The organism is Rhodopseudomonas palustris, assembly GCF_007005445.1.
Taxonomy (GTDB): domain Bacteria; phylum Pseudomonadota; class Alphaproteobacteria; order Rhizobiales; family Xanthobacteraceae; genus Rhodopseudomonas; species Rhodopseudomonas palustris_G.
The window spans coordinates 1,766,750-1,788,103 of the sequence record NZ_CP041387.1; the positions used below are offsets into that span (position 1 = coordinate 1,766,750).

Here is a 21,354-nt window from a genome sequence, read left to right on the forward strand (position 1 = left end):
CATTCTTGCTGGGGGTATCTGCCATGCAGCTTTCGAACGTCAAACTGCTCTACAAGATCATCGCGTGTTTCATATTGCTCAGTGTGGTGGTGGGCGCCGGCGTCTGGTTCGCCGCTTCGAAGATGGGAGAGATCGAGCGCAGCTACGCATCGATGCTCGAAAACGAAGTGCAGGGCATGAAGGCGAACTTCCGTGCCAACGCCCGCCTGTACAATATCGGGCGCCTGACCTGGCGGATCATCGCAGAAACCGACCAGGCTGAGATGCAGCGTCTCGGTCTGGAGGTCGCGACCAACCAAAAGGAATTCACCGAATTCGTCGCACAGGCGAAAAAGGGATTGCCGATCTTCGCAGCCGACTTCGATCGCATCGGCCGGATGTTCGACGATATGATGACGAAGAAGTACATCCCGCTCGAGAAAGCTGCAATGGCCAACGACAACGTTTTGGCGCTTCGCCTCGTCAAGGACATGGCGCATGACAACCAGGCCGTGCGTGACGTGCAGTTCTCGATCACCACGCGACTCGACAAGGATCTGAGCGAACGATCGCATTCTGCGTCCGCCGATGTCGCGCGCACGATCAAGCTGACGGTGTTGCTGGTCGGTGGCGGGTTCCTCGCAGTGCTGGCACTGGCGTTCGTGATCGTGCAATTCGGGATCGCGCGTCCGATCGGTCGGCTCGTCGGGGATCTGCAGGCGATGGCTCGCGGCGAGGACATCGAGGTGTCGGGCACCGAGCGCGGCGATGAAATCGGCCAGACCGCCAACGCGGTCGAAGGCATCAAGCTGATGCTCGCCGAGAAGGCCAGGCAGGAGGCGGCGAGCAAGGCCGATCAGGACCGTGTCGTTGCGGCGCAGCGCAAGCAGGAGATGGAGAAGCTCGCGCATCACTTCGAGGCGGCGGTGGGCGAAGTGATTCAGGCGGTGTCCTCGGCCTCGACCGAACTGGAAGCATCTGCAACCACGCTGACCTCGAGCGCGCAGCGCGCGCAGGAAGTCACGACGTCGGTCGCTGCGGCCTCCGAACAGGCGTCGGCGAACGTCCAGTCGGTGGCGTCGGCGACCGAGGAGATGGCCTCGTCGGTCACGGAGATCAGTCGTCAGGTTCAGGATTCCGCTCGCATCGCCCATGAGGCAGTAACGCAGGCCCAGCGCACCAACGAGCGCGTCGGGGAATTGTCGCAGGCCGCAACGCGGATCGGCGACGTGGTCGAACTGATCAACACCATCGCCGGTCAGACCAATCTGCTGGCGCTCAATGCCACCATCGAAGCGGCCCGCGCCGGTGAGGCCGGCCGTGGCTTCGCCGTGGTGGCGTCGGAAGTGAAGGCGCTGGCCGAACAGACCGCCAAGGCCACCGGCGAGATCAGCCAGCAGATCGGCAGCATCCAGACCGCAACCCAAGACTCGGTGAGCGCGATCCGCGAGATCGGCGCCACCATCTCGAAGATGTCGGAGATCGCCTCGACGATCGCCTCCGCCGTCGAAGAGCAGGGGGCGGCGACGCAGGAGATCTCGCGCAACGTCCAGCAGGCTGCGCAAGGCACTCAACAGGTGTCCGCCAGCGTGGTCGATGTCCAGCGCGGCGCCAATGAAACCGGGTCAGCCTCCACCCAGGTGTTGTCGGCGGCGCGGTCGCTCGCCAACGACAGCAACCGGCTCAAGATGGAAGTCGGCAAGTTCCTCGAGACCGTCCGCGCCGCATAATGCACGCGTAGCGTTCTCGTCGTCGCGATGAAATGCCCTCGGCGCCGCATCCCAATGTCTGCGCCGAGGGCCTGATCGTGGCCGCTGCTCGCGGCCCTTTTCGGTTGAACCATGTCCGCGTTCTGGTCGACTATGGCGCATGCGGCGCGATCCGGCCGCAGCGCGTCGAGGGACTGGAATGCGATCGATCGGAAGGGCCGGCATGCGGCGCTCAGGTGCGGCGCTGACTGCCATCACGATTGTTCTGACGCTGCTCTTCGCCGGCTCCGCATCGGCCGCCAAGCGTGTCGCGCTGGTGATCGGAAATGACGACTACCGCAATGTGCCGAAACTGCAGAAGGCGGTGAATGATGCGCGAACCATAGGTGACGCGCTGAAGAGGCTCGGCTTCCAGGTGATGGTGGCGGAAAACCAGACCCGCTCCGCCTTCAGCCAGAGTCTTCTGGCGTTCGACACGGCGATCGAGCCCGGCGACACCGCGTTCTTCTTCTACGCCGGCCACGGCTTCGAGATCTCCGGGCAGAACTTCCTGCTGCCGACCGACGTGCCGGCCGCGACCGAGGGCCAGGAAGAACTGGTGCGCGACGCCTCGATCATGGCCGACCGCATCGTCGACCGGCTGCAGAACCGCGGCGCCCGCACCGCGATCCTGGTGCTCGACGCCTGCCGCAACAATCCGTTCGAGCGCCGCGGCGTGCGCGCGCTGGCCGGCCGCGGCGGGCTGGCGCCGATGACCACGCTGCCCGAAGGGGTGTTCTCGATCTTTTCGGCCGGCCCGCGGCAGACCGCGCTCGATCGGCTGTCGGACAATGACAGCAATCCGAACTCGGTGTTCACTCGCGTCTTCGTCAAGCAGTTGCTCGATCCAGGCGAGAACCTGGTGCAAGTGGCGCAGCGCACCCGCCGCACCGTCAGCGAGCTGGCCGATCAGATCGGCCACAAGCAGGTGCCGGTGTATTTCGACCAGATGGTCGACGACGTGTTCCTGAACGGCCGCCCGCAGCCGGGCACGGCCGCCGCTGGCGCTGCCGAGCCGCCGCAGAAGCTCGCCGCGCTGCCGCCGGTGGCGCCGCTGAAGCCGCCGGCCGCGGAGGCGCTGAATGCGCCGATCGCCAGCTTCTCCCGGCACAATGGCGGCTGGACGGTATCGTTCTCGATCGCCGATCCGGCGCTCGGTATCTCGTGGCGGATCGGCGAGGGTGCGTTCCGCGAAACCGGGTTCATCGATGCGCTCGATCCGCGTACCCGCAAGCGGATGCCGAACCCGTCGATCCAGCTTCCTGCCGACGCGCCGGCCGGCACCATCGAGCTGCGCTATATCGATGCGCAAGGCGAGATGCAGGGGCCGTTCCCGATCAAGTTCGAACCGGAGGCGGCGCTGCTGCGCGACCAGCGCAAGATCCTCGACATGACCGCGACGAGCTGGCTGTCGTTCCGGCAGTTCAACGGCCTGCTCGTGTACTACACGCACCTGTTGTCGTATCGCTGCGCAATCCGTGAAGTGCGGATCGGCATCGACAGCGCGGTGCCGGACAAGGTGCTGACGATGCCGGCCTGCGACATGCGCGATCCGGTGGCGATCCCGAGCAGCGCGCAGCCGTATCTGAAGCTGGCACCGAACGTGACGTCGGTTTCGGTCGAGCTGACTTATCGCGACGGCAGCGTGTCGGAGATCAAGACGTTTCGGAAGTAGTTGCGACGTCGCCGCGCCGGTCCCGTCTCACGAGAGAAGGCTCCAGAAGCCGGTCTTGCGGCCGTGCTCCGCTCGCAGGCGAGTCTTGTAGGTGACGTGGCTGTCGAAGCCGCCGAAGTCCGAGATCGCGCCGGACAGGCTCTCGCATTCCAACAGATGCCGCGCGGCATGGCGGTAGCGGGCTGAGCGGCCCTGGATCAAGGTGAAGTCGATCATCGCCCGCAGCGCCAGCGTCGCGGCGAGCGGATATTTGCCGGCGAGCGCATCGGCTGCCGGGGAAAGAAATTCGTAGTGATTGCCGTCGAGTTCTCTCGCGCGCCGGGTCACCAGTCCGGCGGCGCGATCCAGCGCGGGCCATGCCACGAGAAAGGCCAGAGCCGGCAGCACATGATCGAACCGCTCGACATAGTCCAGCGCGCGTCGTTCGGCTTCGACGTCGTCGAAATCCGGTAGGCGTTTGAGATAAGCGCGCAGATGCTCGACGCTCAGGAACCGCTCGAAACAAGACCACCGCGCGGCCTGCGCTTGGTCACGCCGGCCCAGTGCGTCGAGGACTTCGATCCGCGCATCCTCCCAGTCGAAATTGGGAAATCTGGATGGATGCGATTTGGCATCGTCCACGATCCGCAGTGCCTCGTCGGCGCGACCGGCCGCCAGCAGCCGCCGTGCGAGCTCCGCGGCAATGCCGGGACTCTTCCGCGCTTCGATGCTGTACTGGGCAATGTAGGAGTCGACGTCGCCCTGGACGTCGGCGATGGTTCGGAGGCTCGCGGCGATCATCCGTTCACGGCGGGAGGACATGATCTGATCGAGGTAGATCGGGCCCCCTGATCCCAAACCGATCACCGTTCGGTCTTGGTCGGGAGGCACTTGCACAGGCTGTTTGGACAGCTCGATCAGCCGTTGTTTCAGATGGTCCAGACCGGCGCTCCCGAGCACCGGGCCAAGCGACTCGATCAGATCCTCGTCCATGCTGTAGGGGCTCTGTTCGAGTGCCTTGAAAGCTCGTTCGGCCAAGGCAATCGGATCTGACTGTGCGGCTTTTGCGAGCGGCCCGAGATCGCGGATCGCATCGACGAAGATCGGGAACAGGCGTCCGTTGCTGTCGTCGCTGCGCTGCAAGACATCGTCGGCCATGTCGACCAACTGCCACATCAGATCCTGTGCCGCCGCGGGATCATTGGCGGCGACATGGTCGATAATCGTGCGACGTTGCGTCTCCAGGTCCGCGGCGAGTTCCTTGACTTTGGGCCCCTCCAGCATGCTTTGCGCGCGGGCGATCTGGCCCAGCCTCTTGCCGATTTCGCCGGCGACCGCCTTCGGCGAGGTGAGGGCCGTGATCTCCAGCTTGAGCCGCCGTTTCGCCGGAGCGTCGTTGGCGGTGATCTCCAACAGCAGTTCGGCCAGACGCGGCGCCCCGAGTGCTTCCAATTGGCGAGCCGTCAACGTTGATTTCGGCGCCATGGTCGACGCGTCCGGCGGCTACGACCGTCGCGAAATGAAGATCAGCAACAGCCCGCCGAACGCGGTCGAGGCGCCGTACCACATCCACTGCGACTGGTTGATCATGAAGCTCTGGGCCGGCCACTGGATGAGGCCGGCGCCCTGGCCGGTCCAGACCAAGCCGACCAGCAGGGCGATGACACCGATGATGAGAAACAGTGTGCGCATACGAGAATTAGGCACGGTTTCTCCGCCCGGCACAAGGCCCGCGAAAGTCGACAGACACTTGCCGCCGCTGAACGACCATCTGGTCGACGGATGTTGCCGTCGGCTCATCCGCCGGAAGCACCTGAGCGCAGGGAAGCGCGCTAGACGTCCAGCATCTCCTCGCTGGCGAACTCGGCCTTTTCGGAGATGAAGGCGAAGCGGGCTTCGGCCTTGGTGCCCATCAGCCGTTCGACCGAATTGGCGGTGCCGTCGCGGTCGTCGGCGAGCAGCACGACGCGCAGCAAAGTGCGCTTGGCCGGATCCATCGTTGTCTCTTTGAGCTGCGCCGGCATCATCTCGCCGAGGCCTTTGAAGCGGCCGACATCGACCTTGGCGTTGGCGTTGAACTCCTTCTTCAGCAGCTCTTCCTTGTGGGCGTCGTCGCGGGCGTACACCGTCTTGGCGCCGTGGGTCAGGCGGTACAGCGGCGGCACCGCGAGATAGAGGTGGCCCTCGTCGATCAGCTTCGGCATCTGCCGGTAGAAAAACGTGATCAGCAGCGAGGCGATGTGGGCGCCGTCGACGTCGGCGTCGGTCATGATGATGATGCGCGAATAGCGCAGATCTTCCTCGCGGTAGTTCACCCCGGTGCCGGCGCCGAGCGCCTGGATCAGGTCGGAGAGCTGGGCGTTGGCCACCACCTTGTCCTTGCCGGCGGAGGCGACGTTGAGAATCTTGCCGCGCAAGGGGAGCACAGCTTGCGTCTTGCGGTCGCGCGCCTGCTTGGCGCTGCCGCCGGCCGAGTCGCCCTCGACGATGAACAGTTCGGAGCCTTCGGCCGCGGTCGAGGTGCAGTCCGCGAGCTTGCCGGGCAGCCGCAGCTTTTTCACCGCAGTCTTGCGCGAGATTTCCTTTTCCTGGCGGCGGCGCAGCCGTTCCTCGGCGCGCTCGACGACGAAGTCGAGCAGCTTGTTGGCCTGCACCGGATTGCCCGACAGCCAGTGGTCGAACGGGTCCTTGATCGCCTGCTCGACGATCTTCTGGGCTTCGGCGGTGGCGAGGCGGTCCTTGGTCTGGCCTTGGAATTCCGGCTCGCGCACGAACACGCTGAGCATGATCGCGGCGCCGACCATGACGTCTTCCGAGGTGATCGACGAGGCGCGCTTGCCCTGGCCGGCGCGCTCGGCGTGGTCCTTCAGGCCGCGGAGCAGAGCGCTGCGCAGGCCGGACTCGTGAGTGCCGCCGTCGGGCGTCGGCACGGTATTGCAGTACGACGACAGGAAGCCGTCGGCATCGGCGGTCCAGGCGACCGCCCATTCGCAGGCGCCATGGGCGCCGTTGCGACCGGCTTTGCCGGCGAAGATGTCGGGGTGCACCAGGGTGTCGTTGTGGATCGCCGCGCCGAGGAAGTCCTTCAGGCCACCGGGAAAATGAAATTCATCCTCGGCCGGAACGTCCTCGATGCCCTTGAGGAGTTCGGGATCGCACTTCCAGCGGATCTTCACGCCGCCGAACAGATACGCCTTCGACCGCGCCATCTTGAACAGCCGCTGTGGCTTGAACGCGGCTTTGGCGCCGAAGATCTCGGTGTCAGGCTTGAAGCGGACGCGCGTGCCGCGGCGGTTGTTGACCTTGCCGAGACTCTCCAGCTTGCCCTTGGGATGGCCGCGCTCGAACACCATGCGGCTGAGCTGCTGGTTGCGCGCCACTTCGACTTCAAGACGCGACGACAATGCATTGACGACGCTGACACCGACGCCGTGCAGACCACCCGAGGTCTCGTACACCTTGCTGTCGAACTTGCCGCCGGCGTGCAGCGTGCACATGATCACTTCGAGCGCCGACTTCTTCGGAAATTTCGGATGCGGATCAACCGGAATTCCGCGCCCATTGTCGGACACGGTGAGGAAGCCGTCGGCAGCGAGCTCGACCTCGATGAAGGTGGCGTGGCCGGCCAGCGCTTCGTCCATCGAGTTGTCGATCACCTCGGCGAACAGATGGTGCAGCGCCTTCTCGTCGGTGCCGCCGATATACATGCCGGGGCGGCGCCGGACTGGCTCCAGCCCCTCCAGCACCTCGATGTCCGCGGCGGTATAGCCGTCCTCAGCGCCGCTCGGCTTCGCCGCCGGTTTAGGCGCGGCGGACTTCGGCGCGGCCCCGAACAGGTCGCTGGCGGATTTCGATTTCGAGCTTGCCTTCAATGCCTTGGCCATGAGTCTTGAAAGAGGTCCTGAGATCTTTAGGGGGCGCGCCAGCTCACCGCTCCGCGCGAATCGCTGGAAGCAACTATGCCATGGAAGGCCGCCGGTGGTGACGGCCGGCGACGCCCGGCGGCGACGGCCTTCCGATCGTGCCGCCGGTGCGGCGGATCGCCGGATGGCGCATATAGGCCGGCGGGCGGGCGTTGGGAAGGCCAGCCAGGGGCCGGACGCCATCCCATGACACCGTCTGCGGACAGGGCGCGGCGGTATGACGTGCAGAGCGGCGTCCGAAACGCAGGATCGAGCGGCTTCCGGGGCAGACCGCCGCATTCAGGCCATTTGGGTCTGGTCTGCCGACCGCCCCGGGCAATCCGTCACGGCTGGTTGAGCTTGTCGGGCGTGCGTTGGTCGTGCGATGCGACAGCCTCGTGACCCCACGGCAGGGGCGCCTGCAGATCAGTAGGACAATGGACGAAGCATTTCGCGGCCTCATCGAATTCGTGCGCGAGCATCAGGTGTGGGCTGCGCCGGTGGTTCTGGCGCTGGCGTTCGGGGAGTCGCTCGCTTTCATTTCCCTCGTGGTTCCCGCCTGGGGGGCGCTGGTGGCGATCGGGGCGCTGGTCGGTGCCTCCGGTATCAGCTTCTGGCCGGTCTGGATCGCCGGCGCCGCCGGGGCTGCGCTGGGCGACTGGGTGTCCTATTGGTTCGGCTATCGGTACAAGAATAGCGTCGCCCAGATCTGGCCGCTGTCGAAGTTCCCGGGGCTGCTGACGCGGGGCGAGGATTTCGTGCAGAAATGGGGGGTGCCGAGCATCTTCATCGGCCGCTTCTTCGGGCCGCTGCGCGCCTCGGTGCCGCTCGCGGCCGGTATCTTCGAAATGCCGTACTGGCAGTTCCAGATCGCCAACGTATTGTCGGCGCTGGTGTGGTCGGCGGTGCTGCTGCTGTTCGGGGACGGGCTGTCGATCGGGGTCGGCTGGTTGCTGCGGACCTAGCCGACGGCTCGATCAAATGCGCGTCATGACGTGATCCTGCCATCGCTTGCCGCCTAGACTGAGCGGCCAATCATCAGCGAGGACACGCCATGGACCTGACCCGACGTCACGCCCTCACTGCGAGCGCCGCGCTTGCAGCCACACCGTTGCTGCGCAGCATGCCCGCCCATGCGGCGGCGCCGGTCGCCGACAAGCAGGCCCCGAGCTTTTATCGCTACCGGGTCGGCGACGCCCAGGTGAACGTGATCTCCGACGGCATCAACACCTTCCCGCTGTCCGACGGCTTCGTCATCAACGTCATGAAAGACGAGGTCAGCGAAGCGCTGGAAGCCTCATTCCTGCCGAAGGACAAGGTTTCGATCCAGTTCGCGCCGCTGGTGATCAACACGGGCGGCAAGCTGGTGGTGGTCGACACCGGCAACGGTCCCGGCGCGTTCGCGTCCAGCAAGGGCAATGTCGGCCAGTTCGCCAGCAACGTGACGGCTGCAGGGTTCGATCCGAAGGCGGTCGATCTGGTGGTGATCTCGCATTTCCACGCCGACCACATCAACGGCCTGCTCGACGCCTCCGGCAAGCCGGCGTTTCCGAACGCCGAGGTGCTGGTGCCGGCGGCGGAGTGGAAATATTTCATGGACGACGGCGAGATGAGCCGCGCGCCTTCGGGGCGGATGCAGAGCGTGTTTCAGACCGCGCGAAAAGTGTTCGACACCGGGCTCAACAAGAAGGTCACGCCCTACGAGTGGGGCAAGGACGTCGCGCCGGGCCTTTTGGCTGTCGAGACCCGTGGCCACACCCCGGGGCACACCTCGTTCGTGCTGTCGTCCGGATCGGACAAGGTGTTCATCCAGTCCGACGTCACCAATCTGCCGGCGCTGTTCGTCGCGCATCCGGGCTGGCACCTGATGTTCGATCAGGATCCGGCGATGGCCGAGACCACCCGCCGCAAGACCTACGACATGCTCGCCGCCGAGAAGATGCGGGTGCAGGGCTTCCATTTCCCGTTCCCGGCGATGGGCCACGTCGCCAAGGACGGCGACGGCTACCGGCTGGTGCCGGCGCCATGGAGTCCAGTAATCTGACGATCAGGCTTGCCTGAGAAAGGCGCTTGCACGCGCGCGGACCTCGTCGAGGTGGGTGAACAGGCTGACGTGTTCGCCGCCTTCGATCGTCATCAGCTCGCCGCGCGGGGACTCCCGCGCGACGCGTTCGCCGTGCGCGAACGGTACGATACGATCCGCAGTGCCATGGATCGCGAGTAGTGGCGGCACAAGGCGCGCGGCGTCGATCGGCGGCATCGTGGCGAACGTGGCGGTGTCGCTGAGCGTTCCGGGCAGACGCTCCGCCATCCGCACGAACACACTGGTCTGCAGCGCCGCAAGCATCGCGCTTGCCGACGGATCGGCCAGCGTTCGCGCTCGCACGACCGGATCCGGAATAGCCCGCTCGGCAGACCTTTCCGGATGGCGCGCGGCTCGCCGCGCCAGCCAGGCGGTCAGCCACGGCAGCCGTGCCATCCAGCGCATCATTGGCAGCCGTGACCGGACCTCCGTGGGGATAGCCAGAGTGCCGGTGCAGCACGATACAAGAACTACGGCTGCACAGCGGTCGGGATGGCGGAGGGCGAAGTGCAGTGCCGACGGGCCGCCCGCCGAGACGGCGATCACTGCGGCGCGCTCGATCGCCAGCGTGTCGAGCAGTGCCGCGTAGAGATCGGCCTGCGCGCTCGGGGACGTGCCGCTCGATTGCGGCGTGCCGAGATAGCCGGGCCGCGACAGAGCCAGCACGCGATGCGCCGGAGCGTCGCCGAGCACCGCGCGGCCGAGCAGCAGGCTCTGGTCGTAGCCGCCCATGCCGCCGTGCAAAGCAAGCACGGCCGGACCGTCGCCCCAATGAGCGAGTTCGATCGGCCCGCGCGCGGTCTGAACGAGCGTGGCCGCGGGCAGGGCGAGCGGCAGCGCGCCGCCGCCCCAGGTCTGGGGAGTCGTCATGACAGGCCTCGTTTGTCGGGCTTAGCCCGCGATCAGGCCGCGAGCCGCGGGGCGAGGTGGCGGATCAGCGCCACCGCTTCCGGCGGCGGCTTCTGCTCGACCCGGCGATACACCCGGCCGTCGCGGGTGCGGGTCATCAGGCCGGTGTCGCACATCATGCGGCGCAGCAGGGCGTGATCGCCGAAGCCGTGATGGCCGAGCAGCAGCTCGTTGAGCTGCTTCTCGCTCATCTCGCGTCCCGCCGGCACCCGCGACCACATCACCCACAGGCAGAGCAGGCGATGGCTGGCCTTCTTCGGCCACCGGGCGAGACCACCGCCTGTATCGAAGTAACGGGTCGCCTGCGCGACCTTCTGCAGATCGGCCACCGATTCAGGTTCGGGCTGGCGTTGCAGCCGCTGCTCGGCGTCGAACTGCGCGCGAAAATGCTGGAAGTTGCGGTAGCCGGCCGAGCGCGCCAGCAGGTTCAGCATCTCGACATGGCCGAGCTTGTGACCCTGGGCGTCAAGCTCGCGGTTGAGCGCACGCGCCAGCGCGGAGACATCCTGGGTGGCGAAGGGGAAAGCAGTTCTGGTCATGACCTCATCCTCGATCGTGCCGAACGATGAATGTCGTTGGTCGCTGACTTACGACGGCGGCACGGGACAAGTGTCTGCCGATCAAGGAAACAGGCAGGTTTAGCTTCCCCGAGGGGACAGCGACGCCTTGGTGAACTGCCGACCAGTGCGCGGGGAAATACAGCCCAATAGTGCGCTTGGCAAGCCGTGCGTGCGGCAGCGTCGTCATGAGCGAGACCGAGATCTGCGCGCGCCATGGGTTGACCTGGTACGTAACCGCTCCTATCAACGCGCCATGCTCAACGCGCTCACCACCGCCAAAGCCCGCCGCCGCAGTCCCGCGGCATGGGCTGACGCGCGCGTCTGACAGCGTCGTCCCTGCCGCCGGTTACGGTCCGCGGCAGGTGAGCCTCACATCCCCCTTACGCGCATCGATCCGGCGGCTCCCGTTCAAACCAGGAGCCTTTCGATGTATGCGCCACCCCAGTTCAAGCCCGACCGGTCCGCCTGCCTTGCGTTTGCGGCGGCGCGCGGTTTCGGCCTCGCTTGCGCCCATGACGCCGCCGGGCCGATCGCTTCGCCGCTGCCGTTCGCGATCCAATATGCCAGCGACGGCACACCGCTGTTGTCGTTCCACATCGCGCGCAACAACCCGCTGGCGCGCTGCGCCGACGCCCGCACCCCGTGGCTGATGGCGGTGACCGCCGGTCATGCCTATGTGTCGGCCGACTGGTACGCATCGCCGGACCAGGTGCCGACCTGGCTGTATCGCAACGTGCAACTGACCGGCCCGGCGGCTGTGATGTCGGCCAGCGAACTGGAGGCGCAGCTCGACGACGTCAGCGCCGTGTTCGAGACCGCGCTGGCGCCGAAGCGGCCGTGGACCATGGCCAAGATGGCGGCCGGCCGGCGCAATGCGATGAAGCAGGCGATCGTCGGGGTGATGATGCGGGTGGATTCGGTGGCGGGCAGTTTCAAGCTCAACCAGCACAAGTCCGACGCCGATCACGTCGCGGTCGCCACCGCGCTGGCGCGTCAGCCCGACCCCGGCTCGCAGGAAATAGCGGCCGAGATGGTCGCGCTGCGGCCGCATCTGGATTACACCGTGCCGGCACTCGCCGGCGAACCCGCTTGATCAAGGAGCGATAAATGACCCTGACCGACAGCACCAATCCAGGCCAGACGCGGGCTGCGAGCGGCAAGCCGGTGGTGTTCATCGACGGCGCTGCCGGCACCACCGGGCTCGGCATCCGCGAGCGGCTGGCCCGCCACGGCCAGGTCACCGTTAAGGACATCGCCGAGGACAAGCGTAAGGACGCCGCCGCCAAGCGGGCGCTGATGGCCGAGGTCGACCTCGTCATCCTGTGCCTGCCTGACGATGCCGCCAAGGAGACCGTGGCGCTGATCGACGAGCTCGGTGCGGCCGGCCCGAAGGTGCTCGACGCCTCGACCGCCTTCCGGGTCGCGCCGGACTGGGTCTATGGCTTCGCCGAACTGGCGCCGGACCAGGCCGACAACATCCGCGCCGCCAAGAAGGTGGCCAATCCCGGCTGCTACCCGACCGGCGGCATCGCGCTGCTGCGGCCGCTGGTCGACGCCGGTCTGCTGCCGGCCGACTATCCGGTGACGATCAACGCCGTCAGCGGTTATTCCGGTGGCGGCAAGTCGATGATCGCGGCCTACGAGGCCGGTACCGCGCCGGCGTTCGAGCTGTATGGCCTCGGCTTCGCGCACAAGCATCTACCCGAAACCGAGAAGTACTCGGCCCTGTCGCGGCGGCCGATCTTCATCCCCTCGGTCGGCAATTTCCGCCAGGGCATGCTGGTGTCGGTGCCGCTGCATCTCGACACGCTGCCCGGCAAGCCCGCGGTCGCCGACCTCCATGCCGCGCTGGCGCAGCGCTATGCCGGCAGCACCTATGTGTCGGTGCCGCCGCTCGATGCTGCGCCGTACGCCGGCGGCCGGATCGAGCCGGAAGCGCTCAACGACACCAATCGGCTCGAACTCTACGTCTTCGGCAGCGACACGCACCGCCAGGCGGTGCTGGTGGCGCGGCTCGACAATCTCGGCAAGGGCGCCTCCGGTGCCGCGGTGCAGAACATGCGACTGATGCTGGGCTTGCCCGACACCGGTGGGGTCGACTAGCGGATCGCTCTCAGCATTGCGGCTCGCGGTTTCGCGACCGGGAGCCGCGTCACTCGGAAATCGACATGACCCAAGCTTTCGACGACGACACGCTGCGGTTCTACCGCGGCAACGCCACCGCTTACGCCGAGCGCCAGCCACGCAGCGTGACGCTGACCAAGTTTCTGGGCGAACTGCCGGCGGGCGCCAGGATCCTCGAACTCGGCTGCGGGGCCGGCTACCAGGCCGAAGCGATGCTCGCGGCCGGCTTCGACGTCGACGCCACCGACGGCTCCCCGGAACTCGCCGCTGAGGCTTCGCGCCGGCTCGGGCGACCGGTCCGCACGATGCTGTTCCATCAGCTCGACGCGATCGACGCTTACGACGCCGTTTGGGCTCACGCCTGCCTGTTGCACGTGCCGCGGGACGAGCTGGCCGACGTCCTGAAGCTGATCTGGCGGGCGCTGAAGCCTGGCGGACTGTTCTATGCCAGCTACAAGTCCGGCGACAGCGAGGGGCGGGACAAGCTCGCGCGCTACTACAATTACCCGTCCGAGGAGTGGCTTCGTGGGCGTTATGCGGAAGCTGGCACTTGGGCATCGGTCGCGGTCGAGACCAGCGAAGGCAAGGGGTTCGACCAGGAACTTGCTCGGTTCCTTCATGTAACGGTACGGAAGCCGGAGTGACTGCTTACCGTCACTGAGTTCCCAGGCGACTGTGCAAAGTGAGACACCGTGTTGCTGTTGCGTCTCACCAAGTCGGCTGCTGTTCAGTTAGCGTACGGTTAGTACCCGGGCCGCAACATATGCGATTAGTTTGCAGTGATAATTGAGTGAGTTGTGCCGGGCGTCCTTGCCAGCGCCCGGCGACCTGAGCCAAGCTCTTAAGCGGGAGGCCGAAGGCAGGATCGCCTTCGGTTGCGAGAGCAGGCGAGGGCGGCAATGGCGAGTGTGCAACCGGCGGCGCGGCCGTCGAAGCGGTTCCAGATCGAACTGATCAAACCGTCGCATTACGATGACGACGGCTACGTCATTCAGTGGTTCAGGTCCTTCATACCCTCAAACTCACTGGCGGTGGTTTACAGCCTGGTGGAGGACGCCCGGCAGCGCCGAGCGTTGGGCGACGTTGAGATCGACATTACCGCTGCCGACGAGATCAATACCCGGACGCGCATTCCGCAGATCATCGAGCGGTTCCGGGCCCAAGACTTCTTCGGGCTGGTGTTCATCGTCGGGGTGCAGTCCAATCAGTTCCCGCGCGCGATGGACATCGCCCGTCCGCTGCGGGCTGCCGGCGTGCCGGTGGCGATCGGCGGCTTCCACGTCTCCGGCTGCATCGCTATGCTCCCCGGGATCCAGCCCGATCTGCAGCAGGCGCTCGATCTCGGCGTCACGTTGTACGCCGGCGAGCTCGAAGGCCGCTGCGACGAGCTGCTGCGCGACGCTGCCGGCGGCGCGCTGAAGCCGCTGTACAACTACCTGAACGACCTGCCGTGCCTGGAAGGCGCGCCGACGCCGGTGCTGCCGCGCAAATTCCTCAAGGGCACGTTCAGCCTGCAGACCTCGTTCGATGCCGGCCGCGGCTGTCCGTATCAGTGCTCGTTCTGCACCATCATCAACGTCCAGGGCCGCAAATCGCGCGGCCGCAGCGCCGACGATATCGAGCGCTTGGTGCGCGCCAACATGGCGCAGGGCGTCAACTGGTTCTTCATGACCGACGACAACTTCGCCCGCAACAAGGACTGGGAGGTGATCCTCGACCGGCTCGCCGCGCTGCGCCGCGAATTTGGCGCGACCGAGCAGAAGGACATCAAGCTGGTGATCCAGGTCGACACGTTGTGCCACAAGATCGACGGCTTCATCGAAAAGGCGCGGGCGGCCGGCGTTGTCCGGACGTTCCTTGGTCTCGAAAGTATCAACCCGCAGAATCTCGCCTCGGCCAAGAAACGCCAGAACAAGATCACCGAATATCGCCAGATGCTGCTGGCCTGGAAAAAGGCCGGGGTGATCACTTATGCGGGCTACATTCTCGGTTTCCCGCACGACACCCCGGAGAGCATCGCCGAGGACATCGCGATCATCCAGAAGGAGCTGCCGCTCGACATCCTGGAGTTCTTCTGCCTGACGCCGTTGCCGGGCTCCGAGGATCACCAGCGCCTGTTCAAGCAGGGCGTGGCGATGGACAGCGATCTCAACCGGTTCGATATCGAGCACGTGGTCACGCCGCACCCGAAAATGAGCCGGCAGGAGTGGCAGCGCGCGTATCTCAAGGCTTGGGAGTTGTACTATTCGGCCGAGCACATCGAACGGATGATGCGCCGCGCCGCGGCGACCGGTGTCGGCGTGTCGCGGTTGGCGTCGATGATCTTCCTGTTCTCGTCGATGGTGCGGATCGAGAAGGTGCACCCGCTGCAGGGTGGCATCATCCGGCTGAAATATCGGCTGGACCGCCGCCCGTCGCTGCCGGTCGAGCCGGCGCTGGTGTTCTATCCGAAGCTGATCGCCGAGGGCGCGCGCAAGCTGGTGCAGAACGTCCGGCACTGGTTCTGGATCGACGGGCTGCGCCGCAAGATTCGCAACGACCCGAACCGGCTGAGCTACACCGACACCGCGATCACCCCGGTCGGCGACCACGAGGTCGAAGAGCTGGAGCTGTTCACCCACACCCAGGCCGCCCAGGACGCGGTGGAGCACATCCGCAAGATCAACCAGCTCACCCACGCCAAGTCGGTGGCGTAGTCGGCCGCTGCTTGTTCTCGTCATTCCGGGGCGCGCGCCAGCGCGAACCCGGAATCTCGCGGTGATCGCCAAGGAAGATGCCGCAAGGTGCGCGGCGGCGCCGTGCACAAGCACGTCGAGATTCCGGGTTCACGCGCTGCGCTCGCGCCCCGGAATGATTCCGAGCACCTTTCGGATCTGTTCTCAAGTTTCCGCCGTCATGCTTAAATCGCTCCGTTCCATTCAAACGGCTTTGGAGGCGGAATGACGGTGGCTCCTGTGCTGGTGATCCTCAGCGCGGCGACGGCGTTGGGGTTGTATCTCGGGCTGCTCTATCTGCGCGGCGAGCGGAAGCAGGGGCTGGTGGCGCTGCATCTGTTGCTCGGCTTCGCGGGACTGGAAACTTTGGTGATGCTGCTGCATGGCACCCCCGACGGAACCCCGGCGGCCGGCAGTATCAGCTTCGGAAAAGTCGCAGTGGGTTTGTTCGCGGTCTCGGCATTTTCAGGCTTCATCGCGGCGTTGGCGCGGCGGTCGCCGGTTGCCGCCAATGTGCTCCTCGGCACCCACATCACGGTCGGGCTCGCCGGCTTCGCGCTGCTGCTGGCCTGGGTGTCGGGGACGTAGCGCACACGCATTGGCCGCCGGTGTCGGCCTCAGCGGGCGGCGGAGAGAACTTCGTCGTCGTCCGTCGGCACAGGTGCGGACTTCAATTGCGCCTCCTGTTCGATCAGCCGCAGCGTCTGCGCCAGATGGCGCTCGGTGGTCGCAACCACGCCGTCGCGATCGCGACCTCGATACAGCGCCAGCAGTTCGGCGTGGTCGCGATTGTTCATGTCGCGGATGTCGGGATCGGCGAACAGCGACAGCACCACGTAAGGCGAGGCGGCGTGGGCCAGATTGTAGACCACGCCGCCGAGCCGGCCGCTGGTGGTGTTGCCGGTCAGGGCGGCATGAAACTCCTCGTTGAGGCCGGCCCAGCTCTGCGCCGACACCTTGCCGCACATCTTGCGATAGCAGACCTCGGCGCGGGCCAGATCGTCTTCGGTGATGCGATCGAAGGTGCGGGCGGCCAACAGTGGCTCCAGCCGGATCCGCATCTGGTAGATTTCCTGGACGTCGTCCAGTGTCAGCCCGCGCACCACGGCGCCGCGCCTTGCGTCGAGCGAGATCAGCCCTTCGGACAGCAAGTCCCGAAACGCTTCCCGCACCGGCGTGGTGCTGACCTCGAGCTGGCGCGCGATCTCCTCCTGGCGCAGCCGAGTTCCGGCCGGGTAGCGCCCTTGCAGAATCTTGGTCCGCAGATCGAGCAGGACATGCTGGCGGACCGTCGTTGGCTGTCCGCGTCTCCGCATCGTTCACTCCCCTGATTGCCTTCGGCTCGTCGCGACCGCCCGGCGGCTCGTCCAGGTTGTCGCGCAGCCGCCGTTCGATCCCGCAATATCACAGTTCGGCTCGGGATCGCTGCCGCATCGCTGTGCATTATGCACAATGCATTACAGTCGCCGGCAGACGCCGGCACGCAGCGGCGGCGTTCGAGGCGAGAGCGGGTGACGTCGCGCTAATCGTTGTGGCGCAACGGAAACTGATGCTTCTGCGACTTTGGTTGGGGTGCTGGCATGGCCTTTGCAAAGCATTCGCAAAGGAGCAAATCCATGGCAGAGCCGCAGATCCAACTCAGCGTTCGAGACGTCCGCAAGGTGTTTCCCGGAAAGGGCGGCGCCGTGCCGGTTCTCGACGGTCTGTCCTTCGATATCTACGAGCGCGACTTCGTCAGCATCATCGGGCCGAGCGGGTGCGGCAAGACGACGATCTTCAATGTGATCGCCGGATTGCTCAACGCCGACAGCGGCAGCCTGATCTATCGCGGTGAGCCGGTCAGCAGCCTGCGCGGCCGCATCGGCTACATGATGCAGAAGGACCTGCTGTTTCCCTGGCGGACAGTGCTGGAAAACGTGCTGCTCGGCCTGCGCGTGCGCGGCGTCGCCGACGCCGAAGCGCTCGACACCGCCCGCGAGTATCTGTCGACCTTCGGCCTGTCCGGCTTCGAGAAGGCCTATCCGAAAACACTGTCGGGCGGCATGCGCCAGCGCGTGGCGCTGATCCGGACGCTGATCATGGACCCCGACATTCTGCTGCTCGACGAGCCGTTCTCCGCGCTCGACTACCAGACGCGGCTGTATCTCGAAGGCGTGCTGATGGAGGCGGTCGAGACCTTCCACAAGACCGTCATCCTGATCACCCACGACGTCGACGAGGCCGTGGCCCTGTCCAAGCGCGTGGTGGCGCTGAGCGGGCGGCCGACCCGGGTCAAGAACGTCCACCACATCGATATCGAGCGTGCCGGACCGGTCGAGGCGCGCAGCGATCACCGCTTCTCCGAGTATTTCCACATGCTCTGCGGCGAGCTCGACATTCAAACCCGAAAAGTGAAGTCCCACTGATGAGCAGCGCAACAGACGTCGGATCGCCGTCGGGCGGCAATGCCGCGATTGCCAATCGCGAAAAGATCAGCGCGGCCCAGCGCCTGATCGTGGCGTTCGATACTCACATCGGCCGTACCGTGCTGCAGACGCTGGCCGTTGTGGCGTTTTTCCTGGTGTGGGAGTTCGGCGTCCATATGGGGTGGATTTCCGAATTCCTGGTCGGCAAGCCGTCCGGAATCTGGCTGCGTTTCGAGACTCAGATGCTCGACGGCTCGCTGATCGTCGACAGCGGATACACCTTGTACGAGGCGATCCTCGGTTTCGTCGTCGGCACTATCATCGGATCGATCCTCGGCCTCGCGATGTGGTACTCGGTCTTCGTTGCGCGGATGACCGAACCGTTCATCGTGGCGTTGAACAGCGTGCCGAAGATCGCTCTGGCACCGGTCATTCTGTTGTGGTTCGGCACGGGTCTGTTGTCGAAGGTGGTTCTGGTGGTGTCGATGACGGCGCTGGTGGCGCTGATCGCGGCCTATCAAGCGGCCAAGGACAGCGACAAGGATCTGCAATCGCTGATGATCTCGATGGGCGGCTCCAAGCACCAGATCTTTTACAGCGTGATCATCCCGTCTTCGTTGCCGGCGATCATCGCGACCTTCCGGATCAACATCGGCTTCGCGCTGGTCGGCGCGGTGGTCGGAGAGTTTATCTCCTCCAAGCGTGGCCTCGGCCATCTCGTCTACAACGCATCGAGCCTCTACGACCTCAACTCGGTCTGGGTCGGCCTGTTCGTCCTGATGTTCATGGGCTTCGTGCTCTACCACGGGATCGATGCGCTGGAGCGCTACCTGCTGCCTTGGAAGCAGGACGCCGGACACGTCCGGATTCAGGCCTAGACCCGGCCGCACCAACTACCACCATCCTGTTCACTCAACCTCGGAGCCGAAACCTCATGCGTTCGATCGGAAGACTCGTCGGTGCAGCCACTGTCGTGGCGTCGCTTGTGATCTCGACAGCGGTGCCAACCGCGGCGATGGCCAAGCAGGTCAAGATCTCGCAGGCCTTTCAATCCATGCTCTACCTGCCGTTCTACGTCGCGCTGGACAAGGGCTTCTTCAAGCAGCAGGGCCTCGACGTCGACAAGGAAACCGCAGGCTCGCCGACGACGGCGCTGTCCGCGGTTCTGTCGGGGAGTGCGTCGTTCTCGATCCACGGCCCGGAATGGACCGCGATCGCCAACTCGAAGGGTGCCGACGTCGCCATCATCTGCAACGTCGTGAATGGCGCCGCGGTGTGGGTCGCTGCCACGCCCGACTTCAAGTACGACACGCTGCAGGATCTGAAAGGCCAGAAGGTCGTCGCCGGTCTGATGCCGACCACCAGCACTTCGCTGTTCATGAAGCTGCTGAAGGACAACGGCATGAAGCCGGATTCCGACGTCGATCTACTGCAGGTGCAGATCGGCTCCGAACCGGGCCCGTTCCTCGGCGGTCAGGCCAAGCTCGCGGTGCTGTACGAGCCGGGCCTCGACCAAGTGGTGGCCAAGGGCATGAAGGTGGTGATCGGCTTCCCGAAAGCCTACGGTCCGTATGCGTTCTCGTCGATCACCGCGCGCAAGGGTGTCGATCCCAAGGACGCGCAGGCGGTCGTCAATGCGATGGAGCTGGCGCTGCGCTTCATGAAGAACAATCCGGATGAGACGGTCGCAATCGCCCAGAAGGAATTCCCGACGCTCGATCCTAAGATCGTCGAAGCGGCGGTGCGGCGGATGATGGCGGAGAACGTCTATCCGAGCAGCGTGCAGACCACGCAGCAGGCGTTCGAGACCGCGATGCAGACCCAGATCGCGCTCGGCAATCTGAAGCAGGCTCCGAAGTACGAGGATTTCGTCATCCAGGACTACGTCAAGCCGGCGCTCGCGTTGAAGTAATCAAGACGAAACGCCGGCGGTCCGAGGTGATCGCCGGCGTTGTCTTCCCGTGCCGTGCCGAGGACCATTTCCATCATGTCGTCTCCGTTGGGACTGCTCGCAGTCCACCGCGCGTTCCGTGAAGGAACGCTGAGCCCCGCCGAGTATCTTGCAACCTGCACCCAGCGCGCCGACGAGGTCGAGCCGTGGCTGAAGGCGTTCTGTCATCGTCTGCCGGCCGATCAGCTCGCGGGCGGCGAGGGGCCGCTGGCCGGCATCCCGATCGGCATCAAGGACATCATCGCCACCGCCGGCATCCCGACCACCAACGGATCGCGGGTCTACGCCGATCACGTTCCGGATCAGGACGCGCCGATCGTCGCGCGGATCAAACAGCTTGGCGGTATCGTGTTCGGCAAGACGGTGAGCACCGAGTTCGCCTGGCGCAGCCCCGGGCCGACGGTGAATCCCCACAACCCGCAGCACACGCCCGGCGGCTCGTCGAGCGGCTCGGCTGCCGCGGTGGCGGCCGGCATCGTGCCGATGGCGCTCGGCACCCAGACGGTCGGCTCTGTGGTGCGGCCCGCCGCCTATTGCGGCATCGTGGGCTTCAAGCCGAGCTTCGGCGCGATTGTTCGCGACGGCGTTCACCCATTGGCGCAATCGCTCGATCACGTCGGATTCTTGACCCGATCGGTCGAGGACGCGGCGTTCGCATTTGGCTTGCTGGCCGACGGCGCCGACGCCGGGGCGGCAGCCCAAGCCGTCGAGGGAGACGTCCTTCCGGCCGCCTCGTCGCTCCGCCTCGGTGTGGTTCGTCCGCCGATCTGGGATCGGGTCAGTGCCGAACAGAACCAGGCGTTCGAGGCGGCGCTGGACACGCTCCGACGCGCGGGCGCCAGCGTTGAGCCGCTGGCGCTTCCCGAACGTTATTGGCAGGGCTTCGAAGCCGCGGAAATCATCCTGGCGGCGGAGGCGGCTGCGATCTTCAATGAGCTGGTGACGCAGCATCCCGACCTGACCAGTCCGCAACTGAAGGAACTGGTGGCGGCCGGCAACGCGATCAGCGCGCCGCGCTACATCTGGGCCCATCAGTTGCAGGCATCGCTGCAACAGGAGCTCCCCCGCCATCTGAGCGGCCTCGACGGCATCCTGACGGCCCCCGCGCCGGGAGAGGCGCCGGAAGGATTGGCCTACACCGGAGACGCCAGCTTCTGTGCGCTGTGGACCATGCTGGGCGTGCCGGCGCTGACGATGCCGATCGCCCGGTCGGCCCGCGGCCTGCCGCTCGGCCTGCAGGTGATCGGCGGCTTTGGCGAGGACGCCAGGCTGCTGCGCACCGCGCGGGTGGTCGAAGCGCAACTGGCGAACTGACTCGATCGACG

Annotated in this window: 19 protein-coding genes; 13 read left to right on the top strand and 6 right to left on the bottom strand. The window is 65.6% G+C overall.

Annotated features, from left to right (window positions below; translation table 11 throughout):
• Nucleotides 1-23 precede the first annotated feature (23 nt).
• Entirely contained in the window at nucleotides 24-1,709 is a 1,686-nt protein-coding gene (locus FLL57_RS07995) for a methyl-accepting chemotaxis protein (protein ID WP_142882614.1), read from the top strand.
• A gap of 178 nt (nucleotides 1,710-1,887) precedes the next feature.
• Nucleotides 1,888-3,402, top strand: coding sequence for a caspase family protein (locus FLL57_RS08000; protein ID WP_013502731.1), 1,515 nt, complete (start codon nucleotides 1,888-1,890; stop codon nucleotides 3,400-3,402).
• Nucleotides 3,403-3,429: 27 nt separating this feature from the next.
• On the opposite strand, the gene FLL57_RS08005 is transcribed toward FLL57_RS08000, so the two are convergent.
• The 3 genes from FLL57_RS08005 to parE form a co-directional block, all read right to left on the bottom strand.
• Nucleotides 3,430-4,866 carry a DUF6880 family protein gene (locus FLL57_RS08005; protein WP_142882615.1) on the bottom strand — a complete coding sequence of 479 codons (1,437 nt, stop codon included), beginning with the start codon at nucleotides 4,864-4,866 and terminating at the stop codon, nucleotides 3,430-3,432.
• An 18-nt stretch (nucleotides 4,867-4,884) separates the two neighbouring features.
• Nucleotides 4,885-5,088, bottom strand: a complete 204-nt coding sequence (locus tag FLL57_RS08010) for a hypothetical protein (protein WP_013502729.1) — start codon at nucleotides 5,086-5,088, stop codon at nucleotides 4,885-4,887.
• A 125-nt stretch (nucleotides 5,089-5,213) separates the two neighbouring features.
• On the bottom strand, nucleotides 5,214-7,265 hold the full coding sequence (parE, locus tag FLL57_RS08015) for a DNA topoisomerase IV subunit B (protein WP_047309453.1): 2,052 nt from the start codon (nucleotides 7,263-7,265) through the stop codon (nucleotides 5,214-5,216).
• A 455-nt stretch (nucleotides 7,266-7,720) separates the two neighbouring features.
• Here parE and FLL57_RS08020 point away from each other — a divergent pair, with 455 nt between their 5' ends.
• Nucleotides 7,721-8,248 (top strand): DedA family protein, encoded by a 528-nt coding sequence (locus FLL57_RS08020; RefSeq protein ID WP_013502727.1) that lies wholly within the window; start codon nucleotides 7,721-7,723, stop codon nucleotides 8,246-8,248.
• An 89-nt stretch (nucleotides 8,249-8,337) separates the two neighbouring features.
• Nucleotides 8,338-9,327, top strand: coding sequence for an MBL fold metallo-hydrolase (locus FLL57_RS08025; protein WP_142882616.1), 990 nt, complete (start codon nucleotides 8,338-8,340; stop codon nucleotides 9,325-9,327).
• A gap of 3 nt (nucleotides 9,328-9,330) precedes the next feature.
• Here FLL57_RS08025 and FLL57_RS08030 read toward each other — a convergent pair whose 3' ends face one another.
• Together FLL57_RS08030 and FLL57_RS08035 are read right to left on the bottom strand one after the other, a co-directional pair.
• On the bottom strand, nucleotides 9,331-10,236 hold the full coding sequence (locus tag FLL57_RS08030) for an alpha/beta fold hydrolase (protein WP_142882617.1): 906 nt from the start codon (nucleotides 10,234-10,236) through the stop codon (nucleotides 9,331-9,333).
• 32 nt (nucleotides 10,237-10,268) lie between these two features.
• Nucleotides 10,269-10,814, bottom strand: a complete 546-nt coding sequence (locus tag FLL57_RS08035) for a DUF2087 domain-containing protein (protein WP_142882618.1) — start codon at nucleotides 10,812-10,814, stop codon at nucleotides 10,269-10,271.
• 448 nt (nucleotides 10,815-11,262) lie between these two features.
• Here FLL57_RS08035 and FLL57_RS08040 point away from each other — a divergent pair, with 448 nt between their 5' ends.
• The 5 genes from FLL57_RS08040 (at nucleotide 11,263) to FLL57_RS08060 (ending at nucleotide 16,261) form a co-directional block, all read left to right on the top strand.
• Nucleotides 11,263-11,928 (top strand): FMN-binding negative transcriptional regulator, encoded by a 666-nt coding sequence (locus tag FLL57_RS08040; RefSeq protein WP_013502723.1) that lies wholly within the window; start codon nucleotides 11,263-11,265, stop codon nucleotides 11,926-11,928.
• Between the two features lie 14 nt (nucleotides 11,929-11,942).
• Nucleotides 11,943-12,938: an N-acetyl-gamma-glutamyl-phosphate reductase gene (gene argC, locus FLL57_RS08045; protein WP_142882619.1), complete on the top strand. Its 996-nt coding sequence runs from the start codon at nucleotides 11,943-11,945 to the stop codon at nucleotides 12,936-12,938.
• Between the two features lie 65 nt (nucleotides 12,939-13,003).
• Entirely contained in the window at nucleotides 13,004-13,603 is a 600-nt protein-coding gene (locus FLL57_RS08050; RefSeq protein WP_142882620.1) for a class I SAM-dependent methyltransferase, read from the top strand.
• Nucleotides 13,604-13,858: 255 nt separating this feature from the next.
• Complete coding sequence (locus FLL57_RS08055; protein ID WP_142882621.1) at nucleotides 13,859-15,655, top strand: B12-binding domain-containing radical SAM protein; 1,797 nt, start codon at nucleotides 13,859-13,861, stop codon at nucleotides 15,653-15,655.
• A gap of 243 nt (nucleotides 15,656-15,898) precedes the next feature.
• Complete coding sequence (locus FLL57_RS08060; RefSeq protein WP_047308706.1) at nucleotides 15,899-16,261, top strand: hypothetical protein; 363 nt, start codon at nucleotides 15,899-15,901, stop codon at nucleotides 16,259-16,261.
• A gap of 29 nt (nucleotides 16,262-16,290) precedes the next feature.
• Here FLL57_RS08060 and FLL57_RS08065 read toward each other — a convergent pair whose 3' ends face one another.
• On the bottom strand, nucleotides 16,291-16,989 hold the full coding sequence (locus tag FLL57_RS08065) for a GntR family transcriptional regulator (protein WP_047308707.1): 699 nt from the start codon (nucleotides 16,987-16,989) through the stop codon (nucleotides 16,291-16,293).
• A gap of 300 nt (nucleotides 16,990-17,289) precedes the next feature.
• On the opposite strand from FLL57_RS08065, the gene FLL57_RS08070 reads away from it, so the two are divergent.
• The 4 genes from FLL57_RS08070 (at nucleotide 17,290) to FLL57_RS08085 (ending at nucleotide 21,343) form a co-directional block, all read left to right on the top strand.
• Nucleotides 17,290-18,078: an ABC transporter ATP-binding protein gene (locus FLL57_RS08070; protein ID WP_013502717.1), complete on the top strand. Its 789-nt coding sequence runs from the start codon at nucleotides 17,290-17,292 to the stop codon at nucleotides 18,076-18,078.
• Entirely contained in the window at nucleotides 18,078-18,956 is an 879-nt protein-coding gene (locus tag FLL57_RS08075) for an ABC transporter permease (protein ID WP_142882622.1), read from the top strand. Before FLL57_RS08070 ends, FLL57_RS08075 begins: the two co-directional genes overlap by 1 nt.
• Nucleotides 18,957-19,012: 56 nt before the next feature.
• A complete protein-coding gene (locus tag FLL57_RS08080; protein ID WP_142882623.1) occupies nucleotides 19,013-19,990 on the top strand; it encodes an ABC transporter substrate-binding protein in 978 nt (325 codons plus the stop codon).
• Between the two features lie 75 nt (nucleotides 19,991-20,065).
• Nucleotides 20,066-21,343 (top strand): amidase, encoded by a 1,278-nt coding sequence (locus tag FLL57_RS08085; protein WP_142882624.1) that lies wholly within the window; start codon nucleotides 20,066-20,068, stop codon nucleotides 21,341-21,343.
• Nucleotides 21,344-21,354: the final 11 nt, after the last annotated feature.

What these genes read in the sequence shown, in the direction of transcription:
- FLL57_RS07995 (WP_142882614.1), top strand. Translation starts at nt 24, where the DNA reads ATGCAGCTTTCGAACGTCAAACTGCTCTACAAGATCATCGCGTGTTTC.
- FLL57_RS08000 (WP_013502731.1), top strand. Translation starts at nt 1,888, where the DNA reads ATGCGATCGATCGGAAGGGCCGGCATGCGGCGCTCAGGTGCGGCGCTG.
- FLL57_RS08005 (WP_142882615.1), bottom strand. Translation starts at nt 4,866, where the DNA reads ATGGCGCCGAAATCAACGTTGACGGCTCGCCAATTGGAAGCACTCGGG.
- parE (WP_047309453.1), bottom strand. Translation starts at nt 7,265, where the DNA reads ATGGCCAAGGCATTGAAGGCAAGCTCGAAATCGAAATCCGCCAGCGAC.
- FLL57_RS08020 (WP_013502727.1), top strand. Translation starts at nt 7,721, where the DNA reads ATGGACGAAGCATTTCGCGGCCTCATCGAATTCGTGCGCGAGCATCAG.
- FLL57_RS08025 (WP_142882616.1), top strand. Translation starts at nt 8,338, where the DNA reads ATGGACCTGACCCGACGTCACGCCCTCACTGCGAGCGCCGCGCTTGCA.
- FLL57_RS08030 (WP_142882617.1), bottom strand. Translation starts at nt 10,236, where the DNA reads ATGACGACTCCCCAGACCTGGGGCGGCGGCGCGCTGCCGCTCGCCCTG.
- FLL57_RS08035 (WP_142882618.1), bottom strand. Translation starts at nt 10,814, where the DNA reads ATGACCAGAACTGCTTTCCCCTTCGCCACCCAGGATGTCTCCGCGCTG.
- FLL57_RS08040 (WP_013502723.1), top strand. Translation starts at nt 11,263, where the DNA reads ATGTATGCGCCACCCCAGTTCAAGCCCGACCGGTCCGCCTGCCTTGCG.
- argC (WP_142882619.1), top strand. Translation starts at nt 11,943, where the DNA reads ATGACCCTGACCGACAGCACCAATCCAGGCCAGACGCGGGCTGCGAGC.
- FLL57_RS08050 (WP_142882620.1), top strand. Translation starts at nt 13,004, where the DNA reads ATGACCCAAGCTTTCGACGACGACACGCTGCGGTTCTACCGCGGCAAC.
- FLL57_RS08055 (WP_142882621.1), top strand. Translation starts at nt 13,859, where the DNA reads ATGGCGAGTGTGCAACCGGCGGCGCGGCCGTCGAAGCGGTTCCAGATC.
- FLL57_RS08060 (WP_047308706.1), top strand. Translation starts at nt 15,899, where the DNA reads ATGACGGTGGCTCCTGTGCTGGTGATCCTCAGCGCGGCGACGGCGTTG.
- FLL57_RS08065 (WP_047308707.1), bottom strand. Translation starts at nt 16,989, where the DNA reads ATGCGGAGACGCGGACAGCCAACGACGGTCCGCCAGCATGTCCTGCTC.
- FLL57_RS08070 (WP_013502717.1), top strand. Translation starts at nt 17,290, where the DNA reads ATGGCAGAGCCGCAGATCCAACTCAGCGTTCGAGACGTCCGCAAGGTG.
- FLL57_RS08075 (WP_142882622.1), top strand. Translation starts at nt 18,078, where the DNA reads ATGAGCAGCGCAACAGACGTCGGATCGCCGTCGGGCGGCAATGCCGCG.
- FLL57_RS08080 (WP_142882623.1), top strand. Translation starts at nt 19,013, where the DNA reads ATGCGTTCGATCGGAAGACTCGTCGGTGCAGCCACTGTCGTGGCGTCG.
- FLL57_RS08085 (WP_142882624.1), top strand. Translation starts at nt 20,066, where the DNA reads ATGTCGTCTCCGTTGGGACTGCTCGCAGTCCACCGCGCGTTCCGTGAA.